The 16490-nt window shown below is 63.5% G+C and carries 18 protein-coding genes; 7 read left to right on the top strand and 11 right to left on the bottom strand.

Translation table 11 applies throughout. The features are described 5' to 3' along the window. Nucleotides 1-63 precede the first annotated feature (63 nt). A complete protein-coding gene (locus DFR38_RS11530; protein WP_059286541.1) occupies nt 64-828 on the top strand; it encodes a substrate-binding periplasmic protein in 765 nt (254 codons plus the stop codon). 211 nt (nt 829-1039) lie between these two features. Beyond that, nucleotides 1040-1609 (top strand): YqiA/YcfP family alpha/beta fold hydrolase, encoded by a 570-nt coding sequence (locus DFR38_RS11525; RefSeq protein ID WP_239688726.1) that lies wholly within the window; start codon nt 1040-1042, stop codon nt 1607-1609. Here DFR38_RS11525 and DFR38_RS11520 read toward each other — a convergent pair. Next, nucleotides 1551-2969 carry an ATP-binding protein gene (locus tag DFR38_RS11520; RefSeq protein WP_059286540.1) on the bottom strand — a complete coding sequence of 473 codons (1419 nt, stop codon included), beginning with the start codon at nt 2967-2969 and terminating at the stop codon, nt 1551-1553. The two genes, DFR38_RS11525 and DFR38_RS11520, sit on opposite strands and share 59 nt — an antisense overlap. Further along, nucleotides 2966-3505 carry a heme NO-binding domain-containing protein gene (locus DFR38_RS11515; protein ID WP_059286539.1) on the bottom strand — a complete coding sequence of 180 codons (540 nt, stop codon included), beginning with the start codon at nt 3503-3505 and terminating at the stop codon, nt 2966-2968. Before DFR38_RS11515 ends, DFR38_RS11520 begins: the two co-directional genes overlap by 4 nt. A 216-nt stretch (nt 3506-3721) precedes the next feature. Between DFR38_RS11515 and DFR38_RS11510 the strand changes: the two genes are divergently transcribed. Continuing rightward, on the top strand, nt 3722-4696 hold the full coding sequence (locus tag DFR38_RS11510) for a quinone oxidoreductase family protein (protein WP_059286545.1): 975 nt from the start codon (nt 3722-3724) through the stop codon (nt 4694-4696). 61 nt (nt 4697-4757) lie between these two features. Here DFR38_RS11510 and DFR38_RS11505 read toward each other — a convergent pair whose 3' ends face one another. From DFR38_RS11505 to DFR38_RS11495, 3 genes are all read right to left on the bottom strand, one after another. Continuing rightward, the gene (locus DFR38_RS11505) at nt 4758-5225 is read right to left on the bottom strand and encodes a hypothetical protein (protein ID WP_244909898.1); all 468 of its coding nucleotides are present in this window, start codon (nt 5223-5225) and stop codon (nt 4758-4760) included. A gap of 49 nt (nt 5226-5274) precedes the next feature. Next, complete coding sequence (locus DFR38_RS11500; protein WP_059287607.1) at nt 5275-5646, bottom strand: hypothetical protein; 372 nt, start codon at nt 5644-5646, stop codon at nt 5275-5277. A gap of 90 nt (nt 5647-5736) precedes the next feature. Then, complete coding sequence (locus DFR38_RS11495) at nt 5737-5949, bottom strand: hypothetical protein (RefSeq protein WP_146215968.1); 213 nt, start codon at nt 5947-5949, stop codon at nt 5737-5739. A 215-nt stretch (nt 5950-6164) separates the two neighbouring features. Between DFR38_RS11495 and ompR the strand changes: the two genes are divergently transcribed. Both ompR and DFR38_RS11485 read left to right on the top strand, forming a co-directional pair. Continuing rightward, nucleotides 6165-6890: an osmolarity response regulator transcription factor OmpR gene (ompR, locus tag DFR38_RS11490; RefSeq protein WP_059287608.1), complete on the top strand. Its 726-nt coding sequence runs from the start codon at nt 6165-6167 to the stop codon at nt 6888-6890. Between the two features lie 3 nt (nt 6891-6893). Further along, nucleotides 6894-8219 (top strand): ATP-binding protein, encoded by a 1326-nt coding sequence (locus tag DFR38_RS11485; RefSeq protein WP_244909897.1) that lies wholly within the window; start codon nt 6894-6896, stop codon nt 8217-8219. Between the two features lie 23 nt (nt 8220-8242). Here DFR38_RS11485 and DFR38_RS11480 read toward each other — a convergent pair whose 3' ends face one another. Further along, nucleotides 8243-9103 carry a DMT family transporter gene (locus DFR38_RS11480; protein ID WP_233170567.1) on the bottom strand — a complete coding sequence of 287 codons (861 nt, stop codon included), beginning with the start codon at nt 9101-9103 and terminating at the stop codon, nt 8243-8245. A 128-nt stretch (nt 9104-9231) separates the two neighbouring features. Between DFR38_RS11480 and DFR38_RS11475 the strand changes: the two genes are divergently transcribed. Beyond that, nucleotides 9232-9690, top strand: a complete 459-nt coding sequence (locus DFR38_RS11475) for a ribonucleotide reductase subunit alpha (RefSeq protein WP_233170566.1) — start codon at nt 9232-9234, stop codon at nt 9688-9690. Nucleotides 9691-9822: 132 nt separating this feature from the next. Then, nucleotides 9823-11433, top strand: a complete 1611-nt coding sequence (locus tag DFR38_RS11470) for an FMN-binding glutamate synthase family protein (protein ID WP_110313420.1) — start codon at nt 9823-9825, stop codon at nt 11431-11433. Nucleotides 11434-11472: 39 nt separating this feature from the next. Here DFR38_RS11470 and DFR38_RS11465 read toward each other — a convergent pair whose 3' ends face one another. From DFR38_RS11465 to DFR38_RS11445, 5 genes are all read right to left on the bottom strand, one after another. Then, complete coding sequence (locus DFR38_RS11465; protein ID WP_059287329.1) at nt 11473-12510, bottom strand: histone deacetylase family protein; 1038 nt, start codon at nt 12508-12510, stop codon at nt 11473-11475. Between the two features lie 94 nt (nt 12511-12604). Next, complete coding sequence (locus DFR38_RS11460; protein ID WP_059287328.1) at nt 12605-13648, bottom strand: extracellular solute-binding protein; 1044 nt, start codon at nt 13646-13648, stop codon at nt 12605-12607. Between the two features lie 66 nt (nt 13649-13714). Next, nucleotides 13715-14503: an ABC transporter permease gene (locus DFR38_RS11455; RefSeq protein ID WP_059287327.1), complete on the bottom strand. Its 789-nt coding sequence runs from the start codon at nt 14501-14503 to the stop codon at nt 13715-13717. A 1-nt stretch (nt 14504) separates the two neighbouring features. After that, nucleotides 14505-15395 carry an ABC transporter permease gene (locus tag DFR38_RS11450; protein WP_110313419.1) on the bottom strand — a complete coding sequence of 297 codons (891 nt, stop codon included), beginning with the start codon at nt 15393-15395 and terminating at the stop codon, nt 14505-14507. After that, nucleotides 15385-16470, bottom strand: coding sequence for an ABC transporter ATP-binding protein (locus tag DFR38_RS11445; RefSeq protein ID WP_110313418.1), 1086 nt, complete (start codon nt 16468-16470; stop codon nt 15385-15387). The genes DFR38_RS11450 and DFR38_RS11445 overlap by 11 nt, the downstream gene beginning before the upstream one ends. Nucleotides 16471-16490 lie beyond the last annotated feature (20 nt).

Below are 16490 nucleotides of genomic sequence, written 5' to 3'. Positions count from 1 at the left end.
ATCAGTTTACCATTGGGTTTGGAACTGTCAGACAACTAACTAAGAAGAAGAGAGTACAAGCTTATGGTTGGTTTGAATAAGACCTGGCTGGCGCTGTTGACGGGAGCAGCGCTGGCACAAGTGGCCGCCGCAGGAGGCATGTTGAAAATCGGGGTGTCGGATTCCGACGCACCGCCCATCGTGGTACTGACGCCGGACAACCAGGCACTGTCCGGGGGGCTGACCAAGGAACTGGGCGATGCACTGGCCGCTGAACTGGGCATGAAAGCCCAGTATGTGGTGATTGCGCGCAAGCGGGTGGAAAACGCCATTGAAACCGGCAAGGTCAACATCGTGTGCAATGCCAATCCGGAATGGTATGGCAATGCCGCACGCCTGGGCTGGACGCGCGAATTCTATCCGCAAGTGGAGCGGGCGCTGTCGCTCAAGGACATGCCGGACCTGCACCAGGCCGATGAAATGGCCGGCAAGCGCATCGGCACCATTCGCGGCTACAGCTACCCCACGCTGGAACACCTGTGGGCAGTGGGCCGCACCACCCGCGTGGATGAGCCTCGGCTGGAACTGCTGGTCAAGTCCTTGCAAAAGCATCTGACCGATGTCGCCATTTCCTCGGAACTGGAGCTGGCCTGGTGGGCCAAGACCAATCCGCAGGAAGCCCGCGCCTTCAAGCAGCACCCGCTGACGGTAACCTATATGCCCACCATGTGCGCCGTGGCCCCCAGCTCGCCGGTCAGTACTGAAAAACTGAACCAGGGTATCGAGGCCATGCGCCGCAGCGGCAAGCTGAAGGCCATTCTCAAGGCCTACGAATGGCAGGCCGAGTAAGCTGTTTCACGTGAAACAGGGCAGGCCGACCGGCTTGCCCTGGCGGTACACCAGGTGTGCAAGCGTGACGGTACCCGTCTCCGGGCTCGCGCTTGCCCCTCCTGCCAGCGGCAGTCGCATCTCCCCGCCCAGCCCAAGCCGGTTGTGGTGTTCTCATCGTGGAACACGCACCGGGCTTCATCATCAATCCGCTCTTTGTTGTACACGCATCATGCACATTGTCTATCTGCACGGCTTCAACTCCAGTCCGCAATCGCTCAAGGCACAGGAAACGGCGGCCTGGCTGGCCCGGCATGCCCCCGCCGTCACCTTGCACTGCCCACGGCTGTCGCCGCATCCGGCCAGCGCCATTGCTCAGGCAGAAGAATTATTGCTGTCCCTGCCCGCCGACAGCTGGCTGATCGGCAGCTCACTGGGCGGCTACTACGCCGGCTGGCTGGCCGAACAGCATGGCCGCAAGGCGGCGCTGATCAATCCCGCCATCACCCCGTATGACGATCTGCGGCACTATCTGGGCTCGCAGCGCAATCCCTACACCGGGGAAGAGTACGTGCTGGACGAAGCCGACATGCAGGCTTTGCTGGACATGCGTCTTGCAGCACCGGCAGCCGGTGAATACTGGCTATGGCTGGGCAGTGCGGATGAGGTACTGGACTGGCAGGCCGCCGCACGCTATTACCGCGGACACCGACAAACCATTTTCAATGGCGACGACCACCGGCTCAAGCGCTGGCCTGAGTGTCTGGCTCCCCTGCTGGACTGGGCTGCTTCTGCTTGCTGAGCAGGCTGCTGGCCCGCTGCATGGCCACGGACAGGCGCTCCAGGCTGACCGGCTTGGACAGGAAGTCATTCATGCCCGCCTGCTGGCAACGCTCGCGGTCTTCATCGAAGGCATTGGCGGTCAGCGCAATGATGTGGGGCTGGCAGTCCAGCTCCAGCTGACGGATGGCGCGGGTGGCGTCCAGCCCGTCCATTTCCGGCATCTGCATGTCCATCAGGATCAGCTCCACCCCGCCCTGGCTGACCCGTTCCAGCGCCTGCCGCCCGTTGGCGGCCAGCAGCACATCGCGGTAACCCAGCTTGTCCAGCAGCTTGATGATCAACTTCTGGTTCACCGTATTGTCCTCGGCCACCATGACCGACAGCGCGGCCGCCCCAGGGCTCGGCGCCTCCTCCGGTAGCACGATGACCGGCGCCTCGGCGGCCGGAGCGCTGGTCTCAGTGGCAACCCAGTGCACGCTGAAGCAGCTGCCCACACCGGGCTCGCTGCTGACATCGATGCGCCCGCCCATGGCCTCGGCCAGGCGTCGGCAGATGGCCAGCCCCAGCCCGGTGCCGCCATAGCGGCGGGTGGTGGTGGAGTCGGCCTGCTCAAAGGCGGTAAACACCTTGCCCAGCTGCTCCTGGGTCATGCCGATGCCGGTATCACGGATCACCAGCACCAGACGCTTCATGTCGAAGGTATCTTCCAGCGGTTCGATGCCCACCGTCACGGTGATCGCACCCTGGTGGGTGAACTTGATGGCATTGCTCAGCAGGTTGCTGGTGATCTGGCGCAGCCGGGTGGCATCGCCCAGCAGCCAGGCGCTGCCCTGTGGCCGTTGCCATTCGATATGCAGGCCGGCCTCCATCGCCTTGGGCACAAACAGGTTGACCACGCTATCGAGCAGGGCATACAGATTGTAAGGCCGCTGTTCCAGTGTCAGCTTGCCGGCATCGATCTTGGACAGGTCGAGAATGTCGTTGATCAGCGCCAGCAGCGAAGTGCCGCACTCCTGCAAGGTGGCCACCTGCTCGCCCTGCTCCGCGGTCAGCTTGGAATGGGACAGCAACTCGGCCATGCCCAGCACCCCGTTGAGCGGCGTACGGATTTCGTGGCTCATCACCGCCAGGAATTCCGACTTGGCCTTGGCCGCCATTTCCGCCTTGAGCAGGGCCTCGGACAGCTGGGCCATGCGCCATTCGACGATCTTCTCCAGTTGGGCCGCCACGGTGGACAATTCGAAATTGGCGTCGTACAAGGCGCGGCTGCGCTGTTCCAGCAATACCTCGGCCTCCTTGCGCGCGGCTTTCTCGCGCTGGTAGCGCTTCTGGTAACGCAGCAGCTGGTCTTGCAACTGGGCCAGTTCGTCTTCGCTCATACCAGTTCCACCACAAAGCGCACCTTGCTGCCTTCATCGTTCAATGGCTCGACCACGATGCGCCCCTGCTCGCCGAAATGATCGAGCGCCCCCTGGATCAGCCCGGAAGCCAGCGGGGCCAGGCAGCGCGGCGAGCGGTACAGCAAGGTCAGGCAGCGCTCATCGCTGCTGAGCACCTCGATATGGGGCAGTTGTGCATCCGGATAGAGCTTGTGTACTTCCTGGTGAATGTGTTTCTCGATATTGCTCAGCACCATGAATGCATTGCTGCAACCCTGGATGCTGTACGGATACAGCAGGGCAAAACGCCCGAACAGGTAATGGCCGAAGGCGTAGATCAGCGCCTGCGGCTCCAGCCCGCTGCGCTGCGACAAGGCCGTCACCAGCGCCACCATCTCGGCAAAGGGGTAGCTGCCCACCGCGGTGTAGGCACCTCCTGACTTGATGCCGGCATCCTCGATGATGTCATCCACCATGTCGGCAGAAAAACGGCTCTCCACCATTTCCAGAAACTCGGTAAACACCACGCCTTTCATGCTTGTTCCCTTCGTGTGGCTTGCATGATCTGCTCCGCCCGATCCGATCTTCCCTGCTGGCAGCAAGGTACCCTGGATTCAATGTAGGAAGAAAACCGGCCAAACACCAAGTCAGCCCCCCGCGGGAAACGCACTGTTCGCCAGACACGGCTTGCATGGCGCCGGTACGCGGTGCAGACTCGACGCCATGTCTTCATGCTGGAAAAGGACCGTACCATGAGTCAGGCCATCCGTTTTCACGTCACCGGCTCACCCGATGTGCTGCAGCTGGAAAACAGCAGCGTCGGCGAACCCGGCCCAGGCGAAGTGCGCCTGCGCCACCATGCCATCGGCGTCAATTTCATCGATACCTACCAGCGCAGCGGGCTTTATCCGGTAGCCCTGCCCAGCGGCCTGGGTTGCGAAGCCGCCGGTGTGGTGGAGGCGGTAGGCGAAGGCGTGACCCAGCTGCAAGTGGGTGACCGCGTCGCCTATGCCGGCGGGCCGCTGGGTGCCTACAGCACGGAACGGCTGCTGCCGGCAACGCTGCTGGTCAAGCTGCCGGACAGCATCAGCGATGAAGTGGCCGCCTGCATCATGCTGCAGGGCATGACGGTGGAGTACCTGATCCGCCGTACCTTTGCCGTCCAGCCCGGCATGACCGTGCTGTGGCATGCCGCTGCCGGCGGCGTCGGCCAGATCGCCGTGCAGTGGCTCAGCTCACTGGGCGTGCAGGTGATCGGCACGGTCGGCTCGGCGGCCAAGGGCGAACTGGCCCGCCAGCTGGGCTGCGCCCATGTCATCAACTACAGCGAGGAAGATGTGGTGGCACGGGTGCGCGAAATCACCGGCGGCAAGGGCGTGCCGGTGGTCTATGACTCGGTAGGCAAAAGCACCTTCGAGATGTCGCTGAACAGCCTGGCCCCGCGTGGCAGCTTTGTCAGCTTCGGCAATGCCTCTGGAGCGGTGCCGGCATTCGAACCGCTGCTGCTGTCGCAGAAAGGTTCGCTGTTTTTCACCCGCCCCAAGCTGGCCGATTACATCGCCCAACGCGCAGAACTGGAAGCATCGGCAGCGGCCTTGTTCGAACGCATTGCCGCCGGCGCGGTGCAGGTCAGGCCATCCGCCAGTTATCCGCTGGCCACCGCCGCGGCTGCGCACCGCGATCTGGAAGGCCGCCGCACCACCGGCTCCATCATTCTGCAGCCCTGAATCGCGGCTGCCCATGAAAAACCCCGCTGTCGCGACAGCGGGGTTTTGTTTTGTGCCGGCTTCAGTTGCCGGAAGGTGCCAGGGCCTTGCGCACGCATTCGCGGCCTTGCTGCGCTGCGGTTTCGGCACAGCTTTGTTCGGCCGCCGCCCGCTGTTCGCAGCGGGCCTTGTTGGAGGCGTGGCTGCAATCCGCCGCCGGCAGGCGCTCGCGCACACACAGCCGTCGCGCCAGCCCCTCGCTGCCCTCGCAGGCCGCCTGGGCCGCCAGCAAGGCCTCGCAGCGCCGGGCATCGCGGCTGCGCTGGCAACTGAGCGCCGGGGTGAACTGTTCGATACAGGCGCGCCGTGATCCGGCAGTCAGATCCGAACAACTGAGCCAGCCCTGGCGGTAACTGGCACAGCGCTGCGGCGCCATCGCCTTGTCACACTCCGGGGCCGCCTGCAGCTGTGCCGACCATGCCAAACCCGCCAGCATGGCCAAACCCGCCAGCCAGTTGCCGCTACTCCACTTACCCCAAGCTTTGTTCAAGGCCGTGATCCTTGCCACTGGCAATGTCCGGCTGCTAAAGATAGCCGGATCAATCGTTCTGGAATTGCTCCTGAGCCTTTTGTCGCTTGTCGCGCCAGAAATTGCGCTGGCCCGGCGGCGGATGCGAAAAACCATCCGGTGCAAAACGGTCAGGTCCACCCATGCCACCCGCAGGCGGCGCCCCTGGAGGATGTCTGTGCTGCAGGCGGCGCGCGTCTTCCGGCGACAAATCACCGGCCTGCACCGCCTCCTTCAGACGCAGATTGCGCAAGCGGCGCTCCTCGCCGGCAGCTTGCCGGGGCGGGAAACGCTGGAACTGCGCTGCACCATCCTCCACGCCATTCGGGCCTTGCGCCAGCGCTGGCAAGGCGAACGCCGTCACCGTGGCAAACAGCAAGACATAAATGGCATGGTACTTCATGGCTTCATTTTAACCTGACATTACGCCTCCTGCCATGATGACTCAGCGGCATCACAGCAGAAGGCTGATGGAATATGAATGACTGTGGGCTTACTTTTCACCGGCTGGGCGCCGCATCGGGGTCGATGCGCCATCCGGCACGGTGTAACCGGCAAGCGGCGTTGCCTGCTGGGTGCTTTGCGCGGCCAGCTGGCGCGCCTCGCGCACATCGGCACCGTTGCCACCGCGCTCGGCCGCCTGCACTACCGCGGCCAGACCCGGCAAACAGATGGCAAACAGCAGTAAAATCAAGGACTTTTTCATGATCATGATCTCCGGCATGCAGCACACCGTCCCAGTGTAGAAGGCGGCCTTTGCGCATCCGTGTGTCGCATGTTACCAAATGTTAACTTTTGTGAATGGCCGATGGCGTTTAACAGAAATTCATGATCCACCATCGCCTAGCCGGTTGGGTCGGGTTAAGCTTTGCCATCAGCATGCCAGCCGCTTTGCCGCGCCGGGCGATCAAGGAAAACACCATGGAACACAACAAGATTCTCATCGTCGACGACGACGCCAAGCTGCGCGAACTGCTCACCCGCTATCTGGGCCAGCAGGGTTATGTGGTCGACACCCTGCCGGATGCCCGTGAACTGGACCGCAAACTGGCACGCAACCGTCCGGACCTGATGGTGCTGGACGTGATGATGCCCGGCGATGATGGCCTGGCCGTGGTGCGCCGCCTGCGCGCCCAGGGCGAGATGGTGCCGGTCATCATGCTGACCGCCCGTGGCGAGGATGTGGACCGCATCCTGGGCCTGGAAATGGGTGCCGACGATTATCTGCCCAAACCCTTCAATCCGCGCGAGCTGACCGCGCGCATCCAGTCGGTGCTGCGCCGCCATCACGCCACCCCGGCGCTGGCCGCCCGCCACGAGTCCGACGAGGTGATCGAGTTTGGCGAATTCCAGCTCAATCTGGGCCGGCGCGAACTGCTGAAAAACCAGCAGCCGCTGTCGCTGACCACCGCCGAATTTGCCGTACTCACCGTGCTGGCCACCCATCCGCGCCGCCCGCTCACCCGTGAACAGCTGATGGAAATGGCGCTGGGCAAGGGCAATGGCGAATCGCTGGATCGCAGCATCGACGTGCATATATCCCGCCTGCGCAAAACGTTGGAGGGCGGCGACAGCCCGCTGCGCTTCATTCAGACCGTGTGGGGCTACGGCTATGTCTTCGTGCCCGACGGCAGTGAACGGGAGTAAGCGGTGCTGCGACGCCTTGCCGGTTCCCTGCTGTTTCGCCTGATCGTGCTGGTGGTGGTGGTGGTGGTCACCACCCAGATCGTCACCGTCTATATCGCGGCGGGTGAGCGCCACAAGCTGATGGACAAGCAGCTGTATGCCCAGGTGGTGGACACGCTGGCCTTCCTCGAAGGCTCGATGGACAATATGAGCCCCGACCAGCGCAGCGCTTTTCTGGCCAGCTACAACCGCCCCGGCCTGCCGCGCCTGCTGCCACAACAGGCCGCAGCCAGACAACAGTTCGACACCGAACTGCCGCGGGTGGCCAACAGCCTGGTGAGCCGGCTGAGCAAGGGCCTGGACGACACCGTGCGCGGCTATATGGTGCACCGCGAAGACCGCAACGAACTATGGGTCAACGTGCATGTGCTGGACACCCCCTACTGGCTGGTGATTCCATTTGGCCGCTATAGCGACCGGCCCATCTACGCCATCATCCAGGCTGCGCTGCTGGCCACCTTGCTGGCCACCTTGCTGGCCTCGCTGGTGGCATGGCGCATCACCCGCCCCATCGGCAAGGTGGTGGCAGCCTCACGCGAGCTGGCGCGCGGCAAACTGCCGCCGCCGCTGGCCGAAGAGGGGCCGCGCGAGCTGATGGCGCTGGCCCGCGGCTTCAACCACATGGCCAGTGCGCTGGATAGCGCCGCCCGTGAACGCCGGCTGATGCTGGCCGGGCTGTCGCACGACCTGCGTACCCCGCTGACCCGCTTGAAGCTGATGCTGGAGCTGCAGGAACACAATAGCGATACCCCGGACATGCTGGCGGATATCGACGAGCTGTCGCGCATCGTGCGCCAGTTCATCGACTTTGCCCGTGCCGAAGAATCGGCCAGGCTGGAGCCGGTGGCGCTGGCCGAACTGGCCGACAGCGTGGTAGCGCGTTTTGGCCGCGACGGGCTGGATGTGAAACTGCTGCGCCAGGCCGAGCCGGAACTGCAGGCCGATGCCCTGGCGCTGGAGCGGCTGCTGTCCAATCTGCTGGAAAACGCCCGCCGCTATGGCAAGCCGCCGCTGCGGGTGGAAATCGACCAGCGCGACGGCATGGCGGAACTGAGCGTGATCGACCACGGCCAGGGCATTCCCGCCGCGCTGCGCGAATCGGCGCTGGCCCCCTTCGAGCGGCTGGCCGAACACCGCGGCACCGATGGCGGCAGCGGCCTGGGGCTGGCCATCGTGTCGCGCGTGGTCAAGCAGCACCATGGCCAGCTGCAGTTTGCTGACGAGGCCGATGGCGGCTTCCGCATCCGCATCCTGCTGCCGCTGGCTCAGCCGCAGCCAGTCAGCGCCTGAGCCGAAGGCGGGCGTCGGCTGGCTCAGCCAGCACGGCGCCAGCCCAGCAGCAACACCCCGCACAGAATCAGCACCCCGCCCAGCAGCATCAGCACGCCGACAGGCTCGGCCAGCAACATGCTTCCCCACAGCACGCCAAAAACCGGCACCAGATAGGTGACGCTGCTGGCGCGGGTCGCACCCAGCCTGTCGATCAGCCAGTAGAAAATCAGATAGGCCAGCGCGGTGCTGCCCAGCGCCAGCATCACCACCGCCCCCCATACCGTGGCCGATGGAGCCTGGGCCGGCAAGGTCAGCCACGCCAGCGGCGTCACCAGCACCGCCCCGCTGAACAGGCTGCCGGTGGCCGTCACCAGCGAAGGCAGGCCGGGCAACCAGCGCTTGGCCATATGGCCGGACCAGCCATAACAGGCGGTGGCGCCCAGCATGGCCAGCACGGGTAGCATGGTCCTTACATCAAAGGCGGCCCCACGCCCCAGCATCAACACCAGCACCCCGGCCAGCCCCAGCAGCAAACCGGCCGCCCGCGGTGCGGTCATGCGCTCGCCTGCCAGTGGCATGGCCCACAGCGCGGTCATCAGCGGGGTAGTGGCATTCAGCACCGACGCCACCCCCGCCGGCAGGCTGAGACTGGCCCAGGCAATCAGGCAGAAAGGCAGTGCCGACAGAAACACCCCCACCACGGCAATGCGCTGCCAGTGTTGCCGCCACAGGCCGATACCGCCTCGCCACAGCAAGATGGGCAGCAAGACCAGCGAGGCCAGCCCCAGCCGCAAGGCAATCAGCACGAATGGCCCCAGCGCGGGCACCGCCACCCGCATGAACAGAAACGAAGCCCCCCACAAGGCTGCCAGCACCACCAATCCTGCCATTTCCCGTCGCATCGCCACCCTCCCCTGGTCATGACTGCCAGCATAAGTGGGAAAAGCCGCCGCCGCTCCCTGTTTCTTGCCATCGAATGCCTCATTCCAATGCCGCCAGCAACTAGTTCCAGCGGCGGATGGCAAAGCGGATGGCCAGCCCACACACTGCCAGCTGCCACTTTCGCCCCGTACTGAGCACCATGGACATCGACGATTTCAACACGCTGCTGGCTGCAGCCCGCCAGCAGTCCGAGCCGCAGCATCTGCTGCTGGTATTTACCAAAGCCGTGCTGCATGACGACCACCAGCCGCAGGAAGCCGAGCGCTTTGCCCGCGGCGAGGGCGGCATCCTGCTGCCCAGCATGTGCCTGGACCGCGCCGCCAGCGAACTGGCGGACTTTGCCAGCCTGCAAGCCGAATCGGCCCGCATGGGCGAGCCGTGGCAAATCGTGTTTGTCGCCTGTCTGGATGGCAGCGCCGGTGGCCCGCCCGCCGCAGCCGATATCGAAGCGGCGCTCAAGCGCATGATCCAGACCATCCAGACCGGAGGCGATGTTGCGCGCTATCTGGCTTTCGATCACAACGGCGACATCGTGCGTTTTCATTAAGACCATCACTGCGCTGCCACCAGCCATGGCGCAGCCCCGGCCTGGGCGCTAAGCTGAAGCGGATCAGACAGCACAAGTCCCAACCCTTGTGCTGTAGCATCCCGCATTCAGCCCACGCCTGCCGGAGCCCGCATGAACCTGTCCCTGCTCAGCCGCTATGCCTTTTTCGCCGCCTGCATCCTGCTCAGCCTGATCGGCCTGGTATTGCACCAGATCGAATGGCTGTGGCCCTTCACCCTCGCAGCCATCGCGCTCAGCCTGCTGGGCGTGCTGGACCTCACCCAAACCCGCCACGCCGTGCGGCGCAACTACCCGGTGCTGGGCAATATCCGCTATCTGGTGGAAGCCATCCGCCCGGAAATCCGCCAGTACCTGCTGGAAGCCGATGGCGAACAGCTGCCCTTCTCGCGTGACCAGCGCTCGCTGGTTTACGCCCGCGCCAAGAACACCCAGGCCGACAAACCCTTCGGCACCCTGCTGGATGTATATGGCAGCGGCTTCGAATTCATCAGTCACTCGATCCGCCCGGCCCCGCGCAGCGACCCGGCCGGTTTCCGGGTGCAGATTGGTGGCCCGCAATGCGCGCAGCCCTACTCCGCCTCGGTATTCAATATTTCGGCCATGAGTTTTGGTGCACTCAGCGCCAACGCCATCCGCGCGCTCAACCAGGGGGCCAGCCAGGGCGGTTTCTACCACGACACCGGCGAGGGCAGCATCAGCCCCTATCATCTGGAACACGGCGGTGACCTGGTATGGGAGCTGGGCAGCGGCTACTTTGGCTGCCGCGATGCAGACGGGCATTTCGACCCGGAGCGCTTTGCCGCCCAGGCACAAAACCCGCAGGTGAAGATGATTGAAATCAAGCTTAGCCAGGGGGCCAAGCCCGGCCACGGCGGCATTCTGCCCAAGCACAAGGTAACGCCGGAAATCGCCGCCACCCGTGGCGTGCCGCTGGGGCAGGACTGCGTGTCGCCCTCCAGCCACAGCGCCTTCTCCACTCCGCTGGAGATGATGGCCTTTATTGCCCGGCTGCGTGAGCTGTCTGGCGGCAAGCCGGTGGGCTTCAAGTTTTGCCTCGGCCATCCGTGGGAATTCATGGCCATTGCCAAGGCCATGCTGGAAAGCGGCATCCTGCCGGATTTCATCGTGGTGGACGGCAAGGAAGGCGGCACCGGCGCGGCACCGCTGGAATTCACCGACCATATTGGCGTGCCGCTGCGCGAGGGCTTGCTGTTTGTCCACAACACTCTGGTGGGGCTGAATTTGCGCGACAAGATCAAGCTGGGCGCCAGCGGCAAGATCATCAGCGCCTTCGACATTGCCAGCGTGCTGGCCATCGGGGCCGACTGGGCCAATTCCGCCCGCGGCTTCATGTTTGCCGTGGGTTGTATCCAGAGCCAGAGCTGCCACACCAACCGCTGCCCCACCGGCGTGGCCACGCAAGACCCGCTGCGCCAGCGCGCTCTGGTAGTGCCGGACAAGGCCGAGCGGGTGTATCACTTCCACCGCAACACCCTGCATGCGCTGTCCGAGATGCTGGCCGCCGCCGGCCTTACCCACCCGGAACAACTGGAGGCGCATCACCTGGTGCGGCGGGTGAGCGATACCGAAATCCGCCTGTACTCACAGCTGCATGTGTTCTTGCAGCCGGGCGAGCTGCTGGCCAGCGAGATCAAGGCCGAGTTCTATGGCCGCATGTGGCGTATGGCGCAGGCGGGCAGTTTTGCGCCGGCCCATGCCTGAAACTGCAGTCAGGGAGGCCAGCCGGCCTCCCCGCCATTCTCAGCCCGCCACGCTGTCAAAGCCGGACAATACATTTACCGCATTCACCCCGATGTCCTCCACCGCATAGCCGCCTTCCATCACAAACAAGGTGGGCAGGCCCAGCCCGCCAATGACTTCACCCATGCGCAGGTAGTCGGCGTTCTTTAATTTGAAGCGCGAGATCGGGTCTTGCTCGAAGGTATCCACCCCCAGCGACACCACCAGCGCGTCCGGCGCATAGGCGGCAATCTTGCTGCAGGCATCGGCCAGCGCCGGGCCGTAGTGCGACCAATCGGTGCCATGGGCCAGCGGGTAGTTGTGATTGAAGCCCAACCCGGCCCCTTCCCCGGTTTCGTCGGCATGGCCGAGGAAATAGGGGTACTCCACCATGGGGTCGCCATGCAGGGACAAAAACTGCACATCGCTGCGCTGATAGAAAATGCTCTGCGTGCCGTTGCCGTGGTGGTAGTCCACATCCAGAATCGCCACCCGCTTGGCACCACGGTCCAGCATGGCCTGGGCGGCAATGGCGGCATTGTTGAGGTAGCAATAGCCGCCCATATAATCCGCTGCGGCATGATGGCCGGGCGGACGGCACAGGGCAAAGGTGCTGTGCCCGGTGGCCAGCATGGCATCCAGCCCGCTCAGCGCCACATTGGCCGAGGAACGGATGGCCTGCCAGGTGCCGGCGGTGATGGGTACCCCGGCATCGAAGGAGTAATAGCCCATCAGGCCGTCGATATCCTGCGGGATACGGTCGGTACGCAGGCCGCGCACCGGCCATACCAGCGGCAGCGCATCATGATTGCGGCCTTCGGCCTGCCACAGGCTCCAGGCTTGCTCCAGAAAACGCACATAGCCCGCGTCATGCACGCGCAACAGCGGCTGCAGCCCGTGTTCGGTGGGGGCGATGATGTCGCCCAGCCCGGTCTGGCGCACGCGCTGCAACACCATGTCGGCGCGGCTGGGCATTTCAAAGCAAGGCTTGAGAGTACCGTCAATCAACTCGGCATTGCCGTGGTGCAGGTGGTGGTCGTCACTGTAAATCGTCAGCATGCAGGTCTCCTTGCCGCGGGCATGGGGCCAGCGGCATTGCTTGGTGTTGGCGAGGGAAAGCCGGCTGCAGAACCTGGTTCTTAGCCGGCGAGACTTATTTCTTCAGCTTGGTCCACACCCGGTCGCGCAGGGCATTGGCCTTGGCCGAACAGTTCTTGTTGGGCACAAACAGCGCGCGCATGGCGGCGGTGGGGTTGATGGCCGGGTCGGCCTTGAGGTCGGCGACAAAATAGGCAGAGCTGCCCTTGATGGCATTGTTGTAGCCGGTGAAGTTGGAGGCCTCGGCGATATTCTTCGGTGCCATCATCCAGTTGATGAAGGTGAGCGCGTTATCGCGGTTCTTGGCGCCCTTGGGGATGACCAGATTGTCGTTCCAGAAGGGGATGCCCTCTTTCGGATAAACAAACACGGCGGACTTCAGCTTCTGCCGGGTACGGTAGGCGGCACCGTTCCATTGCTGGTGCATGATGACTTCCTGCGCCTGCATGCGTTCGATGGTGCCGTCGGAGTTATACATGGCCAGCATGGGCTTTTGCGCTTCCAGCAGGTCCTGGATGCGCTTGGCCTGCTTGGGGTCCTCGGTACACTGGTCCACTTTCAGGTAGATGGCGGCAGCCTTGTACAGCTCGGCCACGTCATTGAGCGCCACCACCTTGCCCTTGAGCGCGGCCGGCGGAGTGAAGAAGCTCTTCCAGCTATTATCCAGCTTGCCGCCCGGCACGCGGCTGGCGTCATAGGTAAAGCCGGTTACCCCCCACATATAGGGTGCGGAATATTCGCGTTGCGGGTCGAAATCCGGCTTGTTGAGCGGAGCCTGCACCAGCTTGAAATTGGGCATCTTGCTGACGTCGATTTTTTCCAGCAGGCCTTCGTCACGCATGATCTTCACCATGTAGTCAGACGGCACCACCACGTCATAGCCCTTGGCCCCGGCCTTCAGCTTGGCCAGCAAGGATTCGTTGGAATCAAACACATCCAGGTTGACCTTGATGCCGGTTTCCTTCTCGAAGCGCTTGAGCAAATCCTGCGGAATGTAGTCGGACCAGTTGTACAGGTTCAGCTCTCCTGCGGCCATGGCCGAGGCGGATAGCAGCAGTCCAGCCGCCAGGGCCAGCGCATGCAGTTTGCAGACTTTCATGGCAATTCTCCTTCGTATGTTGTGCAACAAGCGAAACATGAGGGGCGAAACCGCCGCCGACCCGGTTCAGGATTTGCGCTGGCCCATCCAGTAGGACAGCGCGACAAAGGCAATGGACACCAGCAGCATCAGCGCCGATACCGCATTCACTTCCGGGGTGATGCCCATGCGGATCAGGCCGAAGATGTATACCGGCAGTGTGGTGGCACCGGCACCGGCCACAAAAAAGGTGATGACGAAATCGTCCAGCGACACGATGAAAGCCAGCATGGCGCCGGACAGCACACCAGGCAGAATCAAGGGCAGGGTCACCCGGCGGAAGGTGGCAAACGGCCCGGCGTACAGATCCGCCGCGGCTTCCGCCAGCCGTGGGTCCAGCCCTTCCAGCCGGGCGCGGATGGGCAGATAGGCAAAGGGGATGCAGAACACGGTGTGGGCAATCAGCACCGTCAGCAGGCCCAGGTCCAGCCCCAGCGCCAGGAAAAACAGCAAGGACGCCACGGCGGTGACGATTTCCGGCACCAGCAGCGGCAGGCCCAGCATGGCATTGATGAAAGCCTGGCCGCGAAAGCGCCTGCCGGCCATGGCCAGCGCCGCCATGGTGGCAAAGCTGGTGGCCAGCAGCGTGGCCCCGCAGGCGATGATCAGCGAGTTCTTGGTAGCCCGCAGGATGTTGTCGTTGTCCATCACCTTCAGATACCAGTCGAAGGAAAAACCGGTCCACAGCGTGGCAATGCGGTTGGCGTTGAAGGACAGCACCACCAGCACCACGATGGGCAGGTAGAGATAGACAAAGGCCAGCATGGCGGTGGGGGTGACGCCACGAAAGCGCCACAGGGTATTGGATGCTTGCATGTCATTCTCCCGGAGGGCGCTGGAAGCGCCTGGTGTAAACCCACATCGCCAGCAGCACCAGCGCCAGCAACATGAAGGACAAGGCAGCACCGAACGGCCAGTTACGCGCAGTGCCAAACTGGTTCTGGATCAGGTTGCCTATCATCAGGCTCTTGCCGCCGCCCAATAGCTCGGGGATGTAATAGGAGCCGATGGCCGGAATGAACACCAGCAGGCAGCCCGCCACGATGCCGGGCATGGCCAGCGGCAGAATCACCCGCCGTAGCGCCTGCCAGCGGTTGGCTCCCAGGTCGAAGGCTGCTTCCACCAGCCGCCAGTCCATTTTTTCCAGACTGGTGTAGATGGGCAGCACCATGAAGGGCAGGAAGGAATAGACAAAGCCGATGGCCACCGCCGTGGGGGTGTACAGCACATCCAGCGCGCCCTGACTCAGGCCCAGCCAGGACAGGCTGCTGTCGATCAGCCCACCATTGCGCAGCAGCAGCATCCAGGCGTAGGTGCGCACCAAGAGGTTGGTCCAGAACGGGATGGAAATCAGCAGGATCAGCCGCTGGCGGGTTGTTTCCTCTTTCAGCGCGATATACAGCGCGGTGGGAAAGCCGATCAGCAGCGTCACCACGGTGGCAAAACCGGCCAGCAAAAACGAACGGCCGAAGATTTGCAGGTAATCGCTGTTGAGCGTGAGGCTGTCGTCCAGATCGCGCTCGTACAGGAATTGCACATAGGCATCCAGGCTCCACTCATGCCAGCGCACGCCGCCGTAGGTGTCCGGCGCCAGTACCGACATCCAGGCCATCAACAGCATGGGCAGCAGCATGAACAGCAGCAGGGTAAGCGTGGTGGGCGCCAGCAGCAGGCGGCGACGCCAGCGCCGTTGTGGGTCAAGCGACATGGTCGGCCTCCTGCAAACGGTGGAAGGCACCGGGCTGCGCCGACAGCTGCACGCTGTCACCCACCCGCGCCAGCCGCACCGCACCGCTGTCATTGGTATTGCGCACCCGGCAGGGCTGACCGTCGGCCAGTTGCACGGTGTAAACGGTATCCACACCGCGATACACCACCTCGGACACCACGCCGTGCAGGCCGCTGCCGCTGGTGGACAGTTGCAGGCGCTCGGGCCGCACCGCCAGCGCGGCATGGCCGTCGTGGCTTTGGTCCAGCACCGTGCCGGGCAGGCTGCCGGCATCGCCAAAGTGCAGCAGGCCATCAGCCACCCGGCCTTGCAGGAAGGAGGTTTCGCCGATGAAATCGGCGACGAAGCGGTTGGCAGGGCGGTCGTAAATGTCCTCCGGGCTGCCCACCTGTTGCAACTTGCCCGCCGACATCACCGCGATGCGGTCGGACATGGTGAGCGCTTCTTCCTGATCGTGGGTGACAAACACAAAGGTGATGCCGGTTTCACGTTGCAAGCGCTTGAGCTCCACCTGCATTTCCTTGCGCAGTTTCAGGTCCAGTGCGGACAGGGATTCGTCCAGCAGCAATACCTTGGGCGATGGCGCCAGCGCACGGGCCAGCGCCACCCGCTGCTGCTGGCCGCCGGACAGCTGGTGCGGACGGCGGCGGGCAAAACCGCCCAGTTTCACCAGCTCCAGTTTTTCCGCCACGATGGGCTTGATGTCGGCAGCCTTGACCCCGCGCATTTCCAGCCCGAAGGCCACGTTTTCTGCCACGGTCAGGTGCGGAAACAAGGCATAGCTCTGGAACACGGTATTCACCGGGCGCTGGAAGGGCAGCTTGCCGGCCAGCGATTGGCCATACAGGCGGATGTCGCCGCTGCTGACGTCCTCGAAGCCGGCAATCATGCGCAGCAAGGTGGTCTTGCCACAGCCGGACGGGCCCAGCAGGGTGAAGAATTCGTTCTCGCGGATACTCAGCGCAATATGGTCCAGCGCCAGTACCGCATGTTCATCATGACCAAAACGCTTGCAGACATGGTCGACCTCAATGGCCACACGATTGCCGCTCATGGCAGTCCTCCGGTGCAAAT

The organism is Aquitalea magnusonii (assembly GCF_003202035.1).
In the GTDB taxonomy this organism is placed as follows: Bacteria; Pseudomonadota; Gammaproteobacteria; order Burkholderiales; family Chromobacteriaceae; genus Aquitalea; species Aquitalea magnusonii.
This window is presented reverse-complemented; position numbering and strand designations above follow the sequence as displayed.

What these genes read in the sequence shown, in the direction of transcription:
- DFR38_RS11515 (WP_059286539.1), bottom strand. Translation starts at nt 3,505, where the DNA reads ATGAAAGGCGTGGTGTTTACCGAGTTTCTGGAAATGGTGGAGAGCCGT.
- DFR38_RS11470 (WP_110313420.1), top strand. Translation starts at nt 9,823, where the DNA reads ATGAACCTGTCCCTGCTCAGCCGCTATGCCTTTTTCGCCGCCTGCATC.
- DFR38_RS11455 (WP_059287327.1), bottom strand. Translation starts at nt 14,503, where the DNA reads ATGCAAGCATCCAATACCCTGTGGCGCTTTCGTGGCGTCACCCCCACC.
- DFR38_RS11460 (WP_059287328.1), bottom strand. Translation starts at nt 13,648, where the DNA reads ATGAAAGTCTGCAAACTGCATGCGCTGGCCCTGGCGGCTGGACTGCTG.
- DFR38_RS11445 (WP_110313418.1), bottom strand. Translation starts at nt 16,470, where the DNA reads ATGAGCGGCAATCGTGTGGCCATTGAGGTCGACCATGTCTGCAAGCGT.
- ompR (WP_059287608.1), top strand. Translation starts at nt 6,165, where the DNA reads ATGGAACACAACAAGATTCTCATCGTCGACGACGACGCCAAGCTGCGC.
- DFR38_RS11465 (WP_059287329.1), bottom strand. Translation starts at nt 12,510, where the DNA reads ATGCTGACGATTTACAGTGACGACCACCACCTGCACCACGGCAATGCC.
- DFR38_RS11495 (WP_146215968.1), bottom strand. Translation starts at nt 5,949, where the DNA reads ATGAAAAAGTCCTTGATTTTACTGCTGTTTGCCATCTGTTTGCCGGGT.
- DFR38_RS11530 (WP_059286541.1), top strand. Translation starts at nt 64, where the DNA reads ATGGTTGGTTTGAATAAGACCTGGCTGGCGCTGTTGACGGGAGCAGCG.
- DFR38_RS11510 (WP_059286545.1), top strand. Translation starts at nt 3,722, where the DNA reads ATGAGTCAGGCCATCCGTTTTCACGTCACCGGCTCACCCGATGTGCTG.
- DFR38_RS11480 (WP_233170567.1), bottom strand. Translation starts at nt 9,103, where the DNA reads ATGCGACGGGAAATGGCAGGATTGGTGGTGCTGGCAGCCTTGTGGGGG.
- DFR38_RS11525 (WP_239688726.1), top strand. Translation starts at nt 1,040, where the DNA reads ATGCACATTGTCTATCTGCACGGCTTCAACTCCAGTCCGCAATCGCTC.
- DFR38_RS11450 (WP_110313419.1), bottom strand. Translation starts at nt 15,395, where the DNA reads ATGTCGCTTGACCCACAACGGCGCTGGCGTCGCCGCCTGCTGCTGGCG.
- DFR38_RS11475 (WP_233170566.1), top strand. Translation starts at nt 9,232, where the DNA reads ATGGCCAGCCCACACACTGCCAGCTGCCACTTTCGCCCCGTACTGAGC.
- DFR38_RS11500 (WP_059287607.1), bottom strand. Translation starts at nt 5,646, where the DNA reads ATGAAGTACCATGCCATTTATGTCTTGCTGTTTGCCACGGTGACGGCG.
- DFR38_RS11520 (WP_059286540.1), bottom strand. Translation starts at nt 2,969, where the DNA reads ATGAGCGAAGACGAACTGGCCCAGTTGCAAGACCAGCTGCTGCGTTAC.